The organism is Stappia sp. G46H5W, assembly GCF_058448995.1.
Map to the genome: position 1 here is coordinate 581,550 of NZ_JBZFLL010000002.1, position 13,805 is coordinate 595,354.

Sequence of the window (13,805 nt, forward strand, 5' to 3'; positions counted from 1 at the left end):
GGGCCGGCGCGAGGCCGGGCCGGATGCTGCCGGACCGGCGCAAGAATGCAAAGAGGCGTGCAATGGGCGATTACGAGCAGGTCCGCACCCACATGGTGGACAACCAGCTGCGGACCAACGACGTCACGGACCTGAGGGTGCTGGACGCGATGGAAAGCGTGCCGCGCGAGCGGTTCGTGCCGACCTCCAAGCGCTGCATCGCCTATAGCGACCAGGACATCCTTGTGGCCGGCGGCGAGACCAGCCGCTACCTGATGAAGCCGCATGTCTTCGGCAAGCTGGTGCAGCTGGCCTCCGTCAAGCCGGGCGAGGTGGTTCTGTGCGTGGGCTGCGGCACCGGCTACAGCGTGGCGGTGTTCGCGCGGCTGGCCGGATCGGTCGTCGGCATCGAGTCGGATGCGCAGATCGCTGCGGCCGCTTCCGAACTGCTGGTGGAACTCGGCATCGAGAACGCGGCCGTGATCGAGGGCGATCTCGCCAAGGGCGGGGCGTCGGAAGGTCCCTATGACGTGATCTTCGTCGATGGCGCCGTCGAGGAGCTGCCGTCGACGCTGACCGCGCAGCTCAAGGACGGCGGCCGGCTGGTCGTCGTACGCGGCCTTGGCGGGGCAGGTCAGGCCGAGCTCTACGTGCGCTCGGGCGATGCGGTTTCCGGGCGCTTCGCGTTCAACGCGGCGGCGCATCTGCTGCCAGGCTTCGAGCGCCCGAAGGAATTCGTCTTCTGACGGTTTTCCAAGGTTTTTTGCAAGGTTCAGGGCCGCGCCGGACGAGTGTCTGCGCGGCCCTTTTCATGTTCCGCGACGTGACTTTCGGACACAGGTGTTGCCGAGAGGTCGCAGCCCCTCCCGAATGCGAGCGCCGTTACCTTTGAAAGGTTGTGTCGCGACCGGTGGGGGATAACAGTACGCATGCCGTGGACTGTCCGACGGAGGGCGGGCAACCGGCATGGCGCAGCGGCCAAGACTGCAGCGCTTTCCGAGGATCAAAAAGCGGCGGGCGCCCCTGGGGCGGACCGGAAAACCGCAGATCCGCACAGGAAGGATCATGGGTCACAGGGACCCGCGTCAAACAGAAGTCGGCCGCCGGTGATTCTGCCGTCGCGGCTGCTCCGGAGTTGTACAGGGGTGTTCAAGGTGAAGCGGACGGGTTCATGGCTCTTTGCGACCGCGCTTGCGGTGGCGGTCGCTGGCGTGCCCGCGACGGGACGCGCGCAGTCTATCGACCAGGCGCTGGCGCAGGCCTATTCCGACAATCCCACGCTGAACGCGGCCCGCGCGGCGCTGCGCTCGGTGAATGAGTCGGTGCCGCAGGCTCTGTCGGGCTGGCGCCCGCAGATCTTCGGCCGCATCGATGTGGGCTCGCAATATTCCAGGACCGATCCGGGTCGTTCGAACTACGGCAACACGGCCTCGGTCGGCCTGTCGCTGTCGCAGGCGCTCTTCCGCGGCTTCCGCACGGTGAACTCGGTTCGCCAGGCCGAGGCCGTGGTTCGGGCCGAGCGCGAGAGCCTGCGGGCGACCGAGCAGTCGGTGATGCTGGATGCCGCGACCGCCTATATGGACGTGATCAGCACCACGGCCATCGTCTCGCTGCGGCGCAGCAGCCTCGCCTTCCTTTCGGAGCAGGTGCGCGCCGCGCAGGACCGCTTCGAGGTGGGCGAGGGCACGCGGACCGACGTCTCGCAGGCACGGGCGCGCTACTCGGAGGCCCAGTCGGACCTCAACCTGGCGATGGCCAACGTGAACACCGCGCGGGCCATCTATCGCCAGGTGGTGGGGGCGGATCCGAAGTCCCTGTCCGCACGCACCTCGATCTATGGCCGCATGCCGCGCTCGCTGGATGAGGCGCTGAACCTCAGCGCGGCCAACCATCCGTCGATTCTTGCCGCACAGCATCTCGTCGATGCCGGCACGTTCGGCGTCAAGACCATCGAGGGCGAACTGCTGCCGACCGTCACCGTCGAGGCCGACCTGCAGCGCCAGTGGCGCCCGCCGTCCTCGCGGAACACCGACACGGTGGACAGCGCCAGCATCTTCGGCCGCGTGTCGATCCCGCTCTATCAGGGCGGCGCGGTGTCGTCCCGCGTGCGTCAGGCGAAGGAAGAACTCGGCCAGACCCAGATCCAGCTCGACGTGGCGCGCGACCAGATCCGCGCCAATGTCGTCTCCGCCTGGGGCCAGTACCAGGCGGCGCTGGCCTCGATCCAGGCTGGCGAGGATGCCGTTTCCGCCAACCAGCTGGCGCTGGAAGGCGTCATCGAGGAACAGCGCGTTGGCCAGCGCACCACGCTGGACGTGCTCAACGCCCAGTTCGACCTGGTCAACAGCCGCGTCAGCCTGATCAGCGCGCAGCGCAACCGCACGGTTGCCGCCTACACCCTGATTTCGGCAATCGGACGCCTGACCTCCGACCAGATCGGACTTGCCGTGGCCCGCTACGACGAGACCGCGCATTACAAGAAGGTGCGCAACAGCTGGTACGGTCTGAAGACGCCGGACGGCCGCTGAGCGCAGGCAGACGGGCGCTGTCCGTTCGGCCTCGACTGCAACTTGAAAGGCCGCTCCTGAGGGTTCAGGGGCGGTTTTTCGTGCAAAACAGCCCGAATCGGGGAATTGTTGGCCCGTTCGGGTCGGCTTGGGTCATGGCGGCGCGGTGGTGCGTTTCCCCCAGCGGCTTAACACGTTATAGTTTTCCGTGATCGACTCGGTAGTTCCGCCAAGGGCTGCAGACGGTCAGAAGCTTTCCGGCCTCGACGCCGGACGCAGAGTTTTCGAGTGCGGGGATCGGTATGGCTAACGCCAGTCAAGCTCAAGAACCTTCAATGGAAGAAATCCTGGCGTCCATCCGCCGGATCATCTCCGATGAAGATACGCCCGCAGGCGGAAAGGCGGCAGCCGAGCCGGAGGAGGCGATGCCTGCTGCCGGCGAGGAGATGTCCCAGGACGATCTCGACAAGCTGTTCGATTCCGCCGGCGACGACGACATCGAGGTCGAGATCGAGGAGCCTGTGTCCGCGAAGGTCGAGATGGAGGCCGAGGCCGACATCGACGTCGATACCGACGACGTGCTGGAGCTGACCGAGGACCAGGCCGTCGAGGCCGATGACGAGATCGACGCCTTCGACATGGTCGAGGGACTGGGAACCGATGAAGACGAAGCGGGCGACGTCGCCTTCGTCGATCAGGAGCCCGATCCGGCACCGGCGCCCAAGGCCGCCCCGCGCGCGGCCCCCCGTGCTTCGGCTGCGCCGGAGGGCGACGACCTGTTGTCGCCGGATGCCAACCAGGCGGTTCAGGCGGCCTTCCACAATCTTGCCGGAACCATCCTGTCCAACAACGCGCGCACGCTGGAGGATCTCGTCAAGGAGATGCTTCGGCCGATGCTGAAGGGCTGGCTCGACGAGAACCTGCCTCCGCTGGTCGAGCGGCTCGTACGCCAGGAGATCGAGCGGGTATCGCGCGGGCGTTGACGCCGCGTCCCTGACCGCTCGAAACGCCGCCCACCGGGCGGCGTTTTCGTTTCCGGTGGCGCACCTGCCGCCGCGCGATGGTTGACTTGGCGCCGCGCCAGCGAGTAACCACGCGATCAGTTCTCAAATCCCCGGGAAAACCGATGCTCGACAAGACCTACGACGCTGCCACAGTCGAACCCAGGATCGCCAAGACCTGGGACGAGGCGGATGCCTTCAAGGCGGGAGCCGGCGCCGAGCCGGGCGCAGCGTCCTATTCGATCGTCATCCCGCCGCCCAACGTGACGGGCTCCCTGCACATGGGCCACGCGCTCAACAACACGCTGCAGGACATTCTCATCCGCTTCGAGCGCATGCGCGGGCGCGACGTGCTGTGGCAGCCGGGCATGGACCATGCCGGCATCGCCACGCAGATGGTCGTCGAGCGCCAGCTGGCCGAGCGCCAGGAGCCGGGCCGCCGCGACATGGGCCGCGAGGCCTTCGTCGAGCGCGTGTGGGACTGGAAGGCCGAATCCGGCGGCATGATCATCAACCAGCTCAAGCGACTGGGGGCCTCGTGCGACTGGTCGCGCGAGCGTTTCACCATGGACGAGGGCCTGTCCCGCGCCGTGCTGGAGGTTTTCGTCGGTCTCTACAGCGAGGGGCTGATCTACAAGGACAAGCGGCTGGTCAACTGGGACCCGAAGCTGCTGACCGCGATCTCGGACCTCGAGGTCGAGCAGATCGAGATCAAGGGCAATCTCTGGCACTTCCGTTATCCGCTGGAAGGCGGCGAGACGTTCCAGGCGCCGGTCGCCTGGGACGAGGATGGCAACCCGACCGAGTTCGAGACGCGCGACTACATCACTGTTGCCACGACCCGGCCCGAGACCATGCTCGGCGACACGGCGGTTGCCGTGAACCCGGAGGACCCGCGCTACAAGGGCCTGATCGGCAAGCATGTGGTGCTGCCGCTGGTCGGCCGCCGCATTCCCATCGTCGCCGACGACTATGCCGATCCGGATGCCGGCTCGGGTGCGGTCAAGATTACCCCGGCGCATGATTTCAACGACTTCGAGGTCGGCCGTCGCCACGACCTGCCGATGATCTCCGTCCTGGATCGCGAGGCGAAGGTCCGCCTTGCCGAGAACCCGGAGTTCCTGGAGGGCGTCGCGCAAAGCGCCGAGCTGTCCGAGACGATCTCGGCCTACGAGGGCTGCGACCGCTTCGACGTGCGCAAGCGTCTGGTTGCGCGGATGGAGGAGCTTGGCCTGCTCGACCAGATCGAGCCGCACACGCACATGGTCCCGCATGGCGACCGCGGCGGCGTGCCGATCGAGCCGCTCCTGACCGACCAGTGGTATGTCGATGCCAAGACGCTGGCCCAGCCGGCGATCGCCAGCGTGCGCGAGGGGCGGACCAACTTCGTCCCGCGCAACTGGGACAAGACCTATTACGAGTGGATGGAGAACATCCAGCCCTGGTGCATCTCGCGCCAGCTGTGGTGGGGGCACCGCATCCCGGCCTGGTACGGCCCGGACGGCAAGATCTTCGTCGAGCGCAGCGAGGACGAGGCGATGGCGGCCGCGCGCAGCCATTACGCCCGCGATGTCGAGGTGATCGACATGGAAGCGGCGCTTGCCCGCTGGGATGCCGGCGGGGAGGGCGCGGTTGCGCTCTACCGCGACGAGGACGTGCTCGACACCTGGTTCTCCTCGGCGCTGTGGCCGTTCTCCACGCTCGGCTGGCCGGACAAGACCCCGGAACTGGCCAACTACTACCCGACGAGCGTGCTGATCACCGGCTTCGACATCATCTTCTTCTGGGTCGCCCGGATGATGATGCTCGGCGATCACTACATGAAGACCGAGCCCTTCCACACGGTCTACATCCATGCCCTGGTCCGCGACGAGAAGGGCCAGAAGATGTCTAAGTCGAAGGGCAACGTCATCGACCCGCTCGCCCTGATCGACGAGTACGGTGCCGATGCGCTGCGCTTCACGCTGGCAGCGATGGCAGCCCAGGGCCGCGACATCAAGCTGGCGACGGGCCGCGTTGCCGGCTACCGCAACTTCGTCACCAAGCTGTGGAACGCTGCCCGCTTCGTGGAGATGAACGGCGGCAAGCGTCCCGCCGGCTTCGATCCGGTCGCGGTGCGCGAGACGGTCAACCGCTGGATCGTCACCGAAACCGGGCGCTGCATCGCCGAGGTGACCGAGGCGCTCGAGGGCTTCCGCTTCAACGAGGCGGCGGGCGCGGCCTATCGCTTCGTCTGGAACACCTATTGCGACTGGTATCTGGAACTGGCCAAGCCGATCTTCGGCGAGGGCAGCGAGGAGGCCCGCGAGGAAACCCGCGCCACGGCCGCCTGGGTTCTCGACGAGGTCCTCAAGGTCCTGCACCCGTTCATGCCGTTCATGACCGAGGAGCTGTGGGCGCGTGCCGTCGAGGGCGACGCTGAGGCTACCCGCGAGCGGCTGCTCGTCCACACCCGCTGGCCGGTTTCCGCCGGCGGCGACCAGTCCTCGGCCTCCGAGATCAACTGGCTGGTGGATCTGATCACCTCGATCCGCTCGGTGCGGGCGGAGATGAACGTGCCGGCCGGCGCCCGCGTGCCGCTGGTCGTTACCGGTGCCAACGAGGTCACCCGCCAGCGGCTTGCCACCCACGAGGCGGCGATCCTGCGGCTGGCGCGGGCCGAGAGCGTTTCGCTTGCCGATGCCCCGCCGCGCGGTTCGGTGCAGATTGTCAGTGGAGAGGCGGTTTTCTGCCTTCCTCTTGCCGATTTCATCGATCTTGGTGCCGAGGCGGCCCGGCTTGCCAAGGAAGAAGCCAGGCTGGACGGCGAGATCGCCCGGATCGACAAGAAGCTCGGCAATCCGGCTTTCGTCGCCAAGGCGCCGGAAGAGATCGTTGTCGCGGAACAGGAAAAGCGGGCGGAACTCGTCGAGTTGCGCGACAAGGTGGTCGATGCGCGCAAGCGTCTTGCCGATCTGTCGCATGCGTGATCCGGCAAGCTGAGCGAGGGAAGTGCGGATGAAGCTGGCTGCGGAGTTGCGAAGCTTCCTGCCCGGTGTGGCGGGCGCGGCGATGGTGCTGATGACGGGCCTGTCGCCGGCCCTTGCCGAAAAGATCGAGAACCCGGTCGCCGTGTTCTCGGGCCTCGACAAGATCACCGGCCGCATCATCAGCTTCGATGTCTATATCGGCGAGACGGTGCAGTTCGGCGCGCTGCAGGTGACCCCGCGCGAGTGCAACACCCGGCCCGAGACCGAGGCGCCGCAGACGACGGCCTTCGTCGAGGTGGACGAGATCACGCTGAACAACGAGGTTCGGCGGATCTTTACCGGGTGGATGTTTGCGGCGAGCCCGGGCCTGCATGCGGTCGAGCACGCCGTCTATGACGTGTGGCTGACCGACTGCAAGCAGTCCTCCACCGTTGCCCCGCCGCCCAACTACAGCGGCCCGCCGATCTCGGCGGAGGCGGCGGCCGGCGAGGATCCGTTGGCCGGCACCAAGCCGGAGCTTGGCCCCGAACAGGTGCTTCCGCGGCTCAAGCCACCGATGTGAGGGAAGGGCGCTGACGAAGGCCTCAGGGGCTTCAGCTTGCGCCTTTCACCGTCTTTTCGATCCAGTCACCGATGAGGGGAATGGCGCCGTCAGCATAGGCTTTTCGGCCGAGCAGAAGGAAGGCGCCCTTGGTGTACCAGGGCATCTGGTCGGCAAGCTGGTAGCCGAAAAGGCTTGCCTTAAGCAGCCCGTGCGTCGCGCCGGGCAGCACCTCCACGCGGTGGTGCGGCGAGGGGGGAAGCAGCCGCCTGTAGTCGCCCGCATTCGCCTGCGGGTCGACATTGAGGTCCTCATTTCCCCACACGGCCAGGAACGGTGCATCCACTTGCGCGATGGCGTCGCTCGCGTCCGCATGGCGGTTGCGCCGGATGAAGGCGATGCGCTCCACCGTCATGCCCATCGCCCTTGCGGCCTCGGCCTCGGGTAGTGTGCCGGCGGTGAGGGCGGAGAACATCTCTTCCTCCCTGCGTTCGGTCTCGATCAGCTGCCCGGCGATCTGCTCCGGCGTCCGCCCTTCGGCCTCCAGCCGGCGCGCGGTGAAATAGTCGCCCTGCCGCTGCCAGCTGACCGCCCCGCCCACCAGCACGAAGAATGCCGGTTTGGGGCCTTCTTGCGCGGCCAAGGCCGGCAGCACCCATCCTGCCTGCGAGAAGCCGAGAAAGCCGATGCGCCCGCGCGCCTGTGGCAGCGTCTGCGCAACCGCCGCCCACGCGGCGCGCGCTTCCTCGCTGCGGTCCTGCATCGACTGGCCCAGCCAGTCGCCTGTGCTGGCGCCGATGCCCGGCTTGTCCCAGGTGTAGACGGCGATGCCACGATCGAGCAGCGCGTTGATCAGGGGGAGATAGCCGCCGTTCGACCAGCGGTCCTGCGGCCCGTCGCCATGCACCAGCAGGGCCACCGCCTGCGGGCGCTCTCCCGCGCCGTCCGGCAGGACCAGGGTGCCGGACAGCGTTGCGCCGGCACTCGTGAACGTCAGCTCCCGCTGGCTGCGCCCGTCCAGATCGAAGTCCGAAAGGCCCGAAACGAGGGCGAGGCCAGCGGCAACGAGGGCGAGAAGGGCGAGCATCGCGACCACGATGCGCCTGCGGTTCGTTCTTGCCGGCTTTTGCATCCCGTCCCCATTGGTTCCGCCGTCCGTGTCGGGCAGGTGGGGACGGGATGACTTCTGTTCAACCTGCGGTTTTGCGCAAGGCTGCCGTCAGGCGAGGCTGCGGCCCAGCCGGCCGGCCAGGTCCTGGATGAACTGGAAGGCGACGCGGCCCGAGCGGCTGCCGCGGGTGGTCGACCATTCCAGCGCCTCGGCGCGCAAGGTCGCCGGGTCGTAGTCGAGGCCGTAATGCGTCACGTAGCCGTCGATCATCGCCAGGAACTCGTCCTGGCTGCACTTGTGGAAGCCGAGCCACAGGCCGAAACGGTCGGAGAGGGAGACCTTTTCCTCCACCGCCTCGCCCGGATTGATCGCTGTCGAGCGCTCGTTCTCGATCATGTCGCGCGGCAACAGGTGGCGGCGGTTGGAGGTGGCGTAGAACAGCACCGCGTCGGGCCGGCCCTCGATGCCGCCGTCGAGCGCTGCCTTCAGCGACTTGTAGGAGGCATCGCCGCTGTCGAAGCTGAGATCGTCGCAATAGACGATGGTGCGGTGGCCGCCAGCCTTCACCAGCTTCATCAGGGCCGGCAGGCTCTCGATGTCCTCGCGGTGGATCTCGATCAGTTTCAGCCGCTCGGGCACGCCGCGGCGCGCCAGCTCGGCGTTGACATGGGCGTGGGTCGCCTTGACCAGCGACGACTTGCCCATGCCGCGCGCGCCCCACAGCAGGACGTTGTTGGCGGCAAAGCCGCTGGCGAAGCGCATCGTGTTGTCGACGAGCTGGTCGCGCGCCCGGTCGACGCCCTGCAGCAGGCCGATATCCACCCGGTTCACCTTCTCCACCGGCTCGAGCGAGCCCGTGTCGGCCTGCCAGACGAAGGCGTCTGCGGCGGTGAAGTCCGGGGCGGGGCGGGCCGGCGGCACCGCGCGGGAGATCAGCTCGATCAACGTGTCGAGGCGGCTGGCCAGTTGGTCGACCTGGGTCTTGTACTGCTGTGCGGGATCCATATCTGTGCCGTGGGTCTTTTGTGATGGGGGCCGCCGGGTCAAGATGACCGGCAGCAGAAGTGCGGGAGGATTTCCTAGCACGGTCGAAGGCCGCGCCAAAGCCGGGAAAACACCGGCGGAAGCTGGCCGCGAACCGCTCGGTTCGTCTTGCAAAGACCGGCGCGACTTGTATAGTCCGCGCGACTTTCATTCAGGAGCCGGCCTCGTGGAGTAATCGCGAAAACGCGATACACGGGCGGCTAAGGGAGATGTACATGCTGATTTCGCCCGCCTATGCGCAGGGAGCCGGCGGCGCCGGCTCGACCGATATTCTGATGTCGCTGCTGCCGTTCGTTCTGATCTTCGTGATCATGTATTTCCTGATCATCCGTCCGCAGCGCCAGCGCATGAAGCAGCACCAGGAGATGGTCTCGAACCTGCGCCGCGGCGACACGGTCGTGACTGCCGGCGGGCTGATCGGCAAGGTCTCCAAGGTGGTGGACGACGGCGAAGTGCAGCTGGAACTCGCCGAAGGGCTCAAGGTGCGCGCCGTGCGCAGCATGATCACGGAAGTCCGGTCCAAGTCCGAGCCCGTCAAGGACAACGGCTGACCTTTCGGGTCTAACCTTTTCCCAGTTCGGCGGGGCGTCATCGGGCGGCCCGCCGTAACACCAGAAACGGCAACGTCATGCTCTATTTCGCACGCTGGAAGGTCACGCTGATCGTCCTCGTCATTCTCGCCGGGGCGCTCACAACCCTGCCGAACTTCCTGTCGCCTGCGGCCTTGCGCGCGTTGCCGGACTGGTTGCCCTCCCGCCAGATCGTCCTGGGTCTGGACCTTCAGGGCGGCGCCTATCTCCTCTACGAGGTGGACCGCGCCGATTATGTCCAGAAGCGGCTGAAGACGCTGGAAGGGGACATCCGCCAGAAGCTGCGCGACGAGCCGCGCATCGGCTATACGGGCCTCGGCGTGCAGGGCAACGGCGTGCAGGTGCGCATCCGCGACACCGCTCGGCTGGCCGATGCCCGCACCCGGCTGAGCGAGCTGACCAACCCGCTGGTGACCAACCTGTTCGGCGGCCAGACCGTCAACGAGTTCGCCATCGACGTGGCCGACGACGGCCTGGTGCGCTTCACCTATACCGAGGACGGGCTGACGCAGCGCATCAGCACCATCGTGCAGCAGTCGATCGAGGTGATTCGACTGCGCCTCGACGAGTTCGGAACGACGGAGCCGAGCATCCAGCGCCAGGGCGAGGACCGCATCCTCGTGGAAGCGCCGGGCGAGGGCGATCCCCAGCGCCTGAAGGAGCTGATCGGCCAGACCGCGCAGCTGACCTTCCACATGGTCGACCAGTCGATGTCGCCGGAGCAGGCGCTGCAGAGCCGCCCGCCGGTCGGGACCGTCGTCATGTACTCGATGGACGATCCGCCGTTCCCGTATCTCCTCGAGGAAGCCCCGCTTCTGTCGGGCGAGGACCTGGTGGACGCGCAGGTGACCTTCGATTCGCGCAACAACGAGCCGGTGGTCAATTTCCGCTTCAACACCTCTGGCGCGCGCACCTTCTCGGTCGCCACGCAGCGCAATGTCGGCCGGCCCTTCGCCATCGTGCTCGACAACGAGGTGATCTCGGCGCCGGTCATCCGCGAGCCGATCACCGGCGGTTCGGGCCAGATTTCCGGCAACTTCACCGTCGAGAGCGCCAACGACCTCGCCGTCCTGCTGCGGGCCGGCGCGCTGCCGGCCAAGCTGTCGGTGGTGGAGGAACGCTCCATCGGTCCGGGCCTCGGCCAGGATTCGGTCGATGCCGGCCGCATCGCCGCGCTCATCGGCGGCGCGCTGGTGATCGTCTTCATGATCCTCGCCTATGGCCGGTTCGGCGTCATCGCCGACATCGCGCTGGTGACGAACATCGTGATGATCTTCGGCGCCCTGACCACGCTGCAGGCGACGCTGACGCTGCCCGGCATCGCCGGCATCGTGCTGACCATCGGCATGGCGGTCGACGCCAACGTGCTCATCTTCGAGCGTATCCGTGAGGAATTGCGGGCCGGCCGGTCCGCCATCAGCGCCATCGACGCGGGCTATTCGCGGGCGCTGGGGACCATCCTCGACGCCAACATCACGACGCTCATTGCGGCGCTCATCCTCTTCCAGCTCGGCTCCGGCCCGATCCGCGGCTTCGCCGTGACGCTGGCCATCGGCATCTTCACGACGGTCTTCTCGGCCTTCACGGTGTCGCGCCTGCTCGTGTCCTTGTGGGTGCGCTGGAAGCGCCCGAGCAAACTGACGCTCTGAGCGCCGGGAGAAAAGACCATGCTCTTGAAGATTGTCCCGGAAAACACCCACATCGCCTTCATGCGGTTCAGGACGGTGTCCTATCCGCTGTCGGCGGTCATGTTCCTCGCCTCGATCGCGCTGTTCTTCTCGGTCGGCCTGAACTTCGGCATCGACTTCCGCGGCGGCACCGTTTTCGAGATGAAGACGATGGAATCGCCCGCCGACATCGCCTCGATCCGCACCCAGCTCGGCACGCTCAACCTCGGCGACGTCCAGGTGCAGCAGTTCGGCGGCCCGGATGAGGTCCTGGTGCGCGTACAGCAGCCGGAAGGCGGCGAGATGGCGCAGCAGGCGGTCGTGTCGCTGGTGCGCGAGAGCTTCGCCGAGAGCGTCGAGTTCCGCCGAGTCGAGGTCGTCGGCCCGCGCGTGTCCGGCGAACTCGCCCAGGCCGGCCTGATCGCCGTCGTCGCCTCGCTGCTCGTCATCCTGTTCTACATCTGGTTCCGCTTCGAGTGGCATTTCGCCGTCGGCGCGATCCTGACGACGATCAACGACATCGTCGTCACGATAGGATTGTTCGTGGTGCTGCAGCTCGACTTCTCGCTGTCGAGCATCGCGGCCATCCTGACGATCATCGGCTATTCGCTGAACGACACGGTCGTCGTCTACGACCGGGTGCGCGAGAACCTGCGCAAGTACAAGAAGCAGCCGCTGCCCGAGCTCCTCGACCGCTCGATCAACGAGATGCTGTCGCGTACCGTGATGACCTCGCTGACCACGCTGCTGGCGCTCGCTGCGCTGTACTTCTTCGGCGGCGAGGTGATCCGCTCGTTCACGCTGGCGATGATCTTCGGCGTCGTGATCGGCACCTATTCGTCGGTCTTCCTGGCCGCGCCGTTCCTGATCCTGCTGAACCTGCGTCCGACGAGCGTCGCGGGCGAGGGCGGGGATACGCCGGACGGCGGCGAGGGCAAGGCCTCGGCGGGCGGCTCCGCCGCCTCCGCCTGACCGCAGGCGAGGGAGTTCCGCACATGGCCGGCCGTGGACAGGGCATCGTCATTCGCGACGCGCATTTTCCCGGCCGGGCTCCCATCGAGGCCTATGGCAATGGCGGCTTCCGCTTTGCCGGCATGTCGCATCGCGGCTCGATCCTGTGCGTTCCCAGCGGCATATACGGCTTTGCCGACCTGCCGCCGAAGCAGCTCGACCGGCAGGCGCTGGAGCGCGTCTTCCAGGAGGTCGCGGATATCGAGGTGCTGCTGGTCGGCACCGGGGCGGATCTCGTGCCGCTGACCGCCGACCTGCGCGCGGCCGTGCGGGAAGCCGGCATCATGGCCGATCCGATGTCCACCGGCGCGGCAGTCAGGACCTACAATGTGCTTCTTTCCGAGGACCGGGCGGTCGCCGCGGTCCTGCTTGCGGTCGACTGACCGGCTCCGGCCGGCTGCCGTTCTGCTCTCTTCTGCCGGTTCCGGCCTCCCCATTTCCCGTTCGCGCGCTAGGTGTCCCTGAATGTGGGCCAAGGATGGCACGGGGGACGGCCATTGCCTCTCTCTCGTGCGCAAGTTCGACTTCGACCGTTACCTGTCGCTGCTCTACACCGGTGGAGCGTCGCGGGACGGGCTTGCCGCGCTCTATGCGTTCAACATGGAGATCGCGCGGGCGCGTGAGATCGTCTCCGATCCCATGCCCGGCGAGATCCGCTTCCAGTGGTGGCGGGACACGCTGGAGGCGCCGGCGGGCGCCGATGTCGACCAGCATCCGGTCGCGGGCGCCATCCGGCAGACCATTGCCGCCAATTCCCTGCCGCTCGCACCCTTCATCAACCTGATCGATGCGCGGGTCTTCGATCTCTACGACGATCCGATGCCGACGCTCGGCGATCTGGAAGGCTATGCGGGGGAAACCTCGTCGGTGCTGATCCAGCTGGCCGCGATGATCCTGTGCCAGGGGCGCGATCCGGGCACGGCGGAGGCGGCCGGCCATGCGGGCGTCGCCTATGCCATCACCGGCCTTTTGCGCGCGCTGCCCTGGCATGCCCGCCGCCGCCAGCTCTACCTGCCGGGGGACCTGCTCGACGCGCATGGCGTCGACCGCGAGCGCGTGTTCGCGGGCGAGGCGACACCGGAGCTCAAGGCGGCCGTCGCCGATCTGGTCGCCATCGCCCGCCAGCATCTCGGCGCCCTGCGCGAGCGCATTGCCGAGCTGCCGCGCGAGGCGATCCCCGCCTTCCTGCCGGTGTGTCTGGCCGAGCCGCTGCTGTCGCGTATCGAGCGGCGCGGCGAGGATCCGCTCAACTCGGTGGTCGATCTGTCGCCGCTGGCCAAGCACTGGATCCTGTGGCGCTCGTGGCGCCGCGCGTGCAAGGGCAGTCGCACCTCCATCGGCTAGGGCTGGTCGGCGCCCGGCGCCCTTAACATCGACTTCAGCTT

12 protein-coding genes are annotated in these 13,805 nt (G+C 67.1%); 10 read left to right on the forward strand and 2 right to left on the reverse strand.

The features are described 5' to 3' along the window. Positions 1–62: 62 nt before the first annotated feature. The 5 genes from ACVJ6E_RS08405 (at position 63) to ACVJ6E_RS08425 (ending at position 7,018) form a co-directional block, all read left to right on the forward strand. Positions 63–725, forward strand: a complete 663-nt coding sequence (locus ACVJ6E_RS08405) for a protein-L-isoaspartate O-methyltransferase family protein (RefSeq protein WP_120267859.1) — start codon at positions 63–65, stop codon at positions 723–725. A 399-nt stretch (positions 726–1,124) separates the two neighbouring features. Next, positions 1,125–2,507 (forward strand): TolC family outer membrane protein, encoded by a 1,383-nt coding sequence (locus tag ACVJ6E_RS08410; RefSeq protein ID WP_371811384.1) that lies wholly within the window; start codon positions 1,125–1,127, stop codon positions 2,505–2,507. A 314-nt stretch (positions 2,508–2,821) separates the two neighbouring features. Next, positions 2,822–3,469, forward strand: a complete 648-nt coding sequence (locus ACVJ6E_RS08415) for a DUF2497 domain-containing protein (protein WP_305792121.1) — start codon at positions 2,822–2,824, stop codon at positions 3,467–3,469. Between the two features lie 143 nt (positions 3,470–3,612). Continuing rightward, complete coding sequence (locus ACVJ6E_RS08420; RefSeq protein WP_120267862.1) at positions 3,613–6,456, forward strand: valine--tRNA ligase; 2,844 nt, start codon at positions 3,613–3,615, stop codon at positions 6,454–6,456. Positions 6,457–6,484: 28 nt separating this feature from the next. Beyond that, positions 6,485–7,018 carry a DUF2155 domain-containing protein gene (locus tag ACVJ6E_RS08425; RefSeq protein ID WP_067215300.1) on the forward strand — a complete coding sequence of 178 codons (534 nt, stop codon included), beginning with the start codon at positions 6,485–6,487 and terminating at the stop codon, positions 7,016–7,018. 31 nt (positions 7,019–7,049) lie between these two features. On the opposite strand, the gene ACVJ6E_RS08430 is transcribed toward ACVJ6E_RS08425, so the two are convergent. Next, positions 7,050–8,084 carry an alpha/beta fold hydrolase gene (locus ACVJ6E_RS08430; RefSeq protein WP_208996672.1) on the reverse strand — a complete coding sequence of 345 codons (1,035 nt, stop codon included), beginning with the start codon at positions 8,082–8,084 and terminating at the stop codon, positions 7,050–7,052. Between the two features lie 132 nt (positions 8,085–8,216). Continuing rightward, on the reverse strand, positions 8,217–9,113 hold the full coding sequence (locus tag ACVJ6E_RS08435; RefSeq protein ID WP_120267864.1) for an ATP-binding protein: 897 nt from the start codon (positions 9,111–9,113) through the stop codon (positions 8,217–8,219). 254 nt (positions 9,114–9,367) lie between these two features. Between ACVJ6E_RS08435 and yajC the strand changes: the two genes are divergently transcribed. The 5 genes from yajC (at position 9,368) to ACVJ6E_RS08460 (ending at position 13,764) form a co-directional block, all read left to right on the forward strand. Further along, positions 9,368–9,703 carry a preprotein translocase subunit YajC gene (yajC, locus tag ACVJ6E_RS08440; protein WP_120268354.1) on the forward strand — a complete coding sequence of 112 codons (336 nt, stop codon included), beginning with the start codon at positions 9,368–9,370 and terminating at the stop codon, positions 9,701–9,703. A 77-nt stretch (positions 9,704–9,780) separates the two neighbouring features. Further along, entirely contained in the window at positions 9,781–11,391 is a 1,611-nt protein-coding gene (gene secD / locus ACVJ6E_RS08445) for a protein translocase subunit SecD (protein WP_120267865.1), read from the forward strand. An 18-nt stretch (positions 11,392–11,409) separates the two neighbouring features. After that, positions 11,410–12,381 (forward strand): protein translocase subunit SecF, encoded by a 972-nt coding sequence (gene secF, locus ACVJ6E_RS08450; protein ID WP_120267866.1) that lies wholly within the window; start codon positions 11,410–11,412, stop codon positions 12,379–12,381. 23 nt (positions 12,382–12,404) lie between these two features. Continuing rightward, complete coding sequence (locus tag ACVJ6E_RS08455) at positions 12,405–12,803, forward strand: Mth938-like domain-containing protein (RefSeq protein WP_120267867.1); 399 nt, start codon at positions 12,405–12,407, stop codon at positions 12,801–12,803. Between the two features lie 82 nt (positions 12,804–12,885). After that, positions 12,886–13,764, forward strand: a complete 879-nt coding sequence (locus ACVJ6E_RS08460; protein ID WP_120267868.1) for a phytoene/squalene synthase family protein — start codon at positions 12,886–12,888, stop codon at positions 13,762–13,764. Positions 13,765–13,805: the final 41 nt, after the last annotated feature.

Excerpts from the sequence above, each read along its gene's own strand:
- ACVJ6E_RS08405 (WP_120267859.1), top strand. The coding sequence starts at position 63 with ATGGGCGATTACGAGCAGGTCCGCACCCACATGGTGGACAACCAGCTG.
- ACVJ6E_RS08415 (WP_305792121.1), top strand. The coding sequence starts at position 2,822 with ATGGAAGAAATCCTGGCGTCCATCCGCCGGATCATCTCCGATGAAGAT.
- ACVJ6E_RS08420 (WP_120267862.1), top strand. The coding sequence starts at position 3,613 with ATGCTCGACAAGACCTACGACGCTGCCACAGTCGAACCCAGGATCGCC.
- ACVJ6E_RS08425 (WP_067215300.1), top strand. The coding sequence starts at position 6,485 with ATGAAGCTGGCTGCGGAGTTGCGAAGCTTCCTGCCCGGTGTGGCGGGC.
- ACVJ6E_RS08430 (WP_208996672.1), bottom strand. The coding sequence starts at position 8,084 with ATGCTCGCCCTTCTCGCCCTCGTTGCCGCTGGCCTCGCCCTCGTTTCG.
- ACVJ6E_RS08435 (WP_120267864.1), bottom strand. The coding sequence starts at position 9,113 with ATGGATCCCGCACAGCAGTACAAGACCCAGGTCGACCAACTGGCCAGC.
- yajC (WP_120268354.1), top strand. The coding sequence starts at position 9,368 with ATGCTGATTTCGCCCGCCTATGCGCAGGGAGCCGGCGGCGCCGGCTCG.
- secD (WP_120267865.1), top strand. The coding sequence starts at position 9,781 with ATGCTCTATTTCGCACGCTGGAAGGTCACGCTGATCGTCCTCGTCATT.
- secF (WP_120267866.1), top strand. The coding sequence starts at position 11,410 with ATGCTCTTGAAGATTGTCCCGGAAAACACCCACATCGCCTTCATGCGG.
- ACVJ6E_RS08455 (WP_120267867.1), top strand. The coding sequence starts at position 12,405 with ATGGCCGGCCGTGGACAGGGCATCGTCATTCGCGACGCGCATTTTCCC.
- ACVJ6E_RS08460 (WP_120267868.1), top strand. The coding sequence starts at position 12,886 with ATGTGGGCCAAGGATGGCACGGGGGACGGCCATTGCCTCTCTCTCGTG.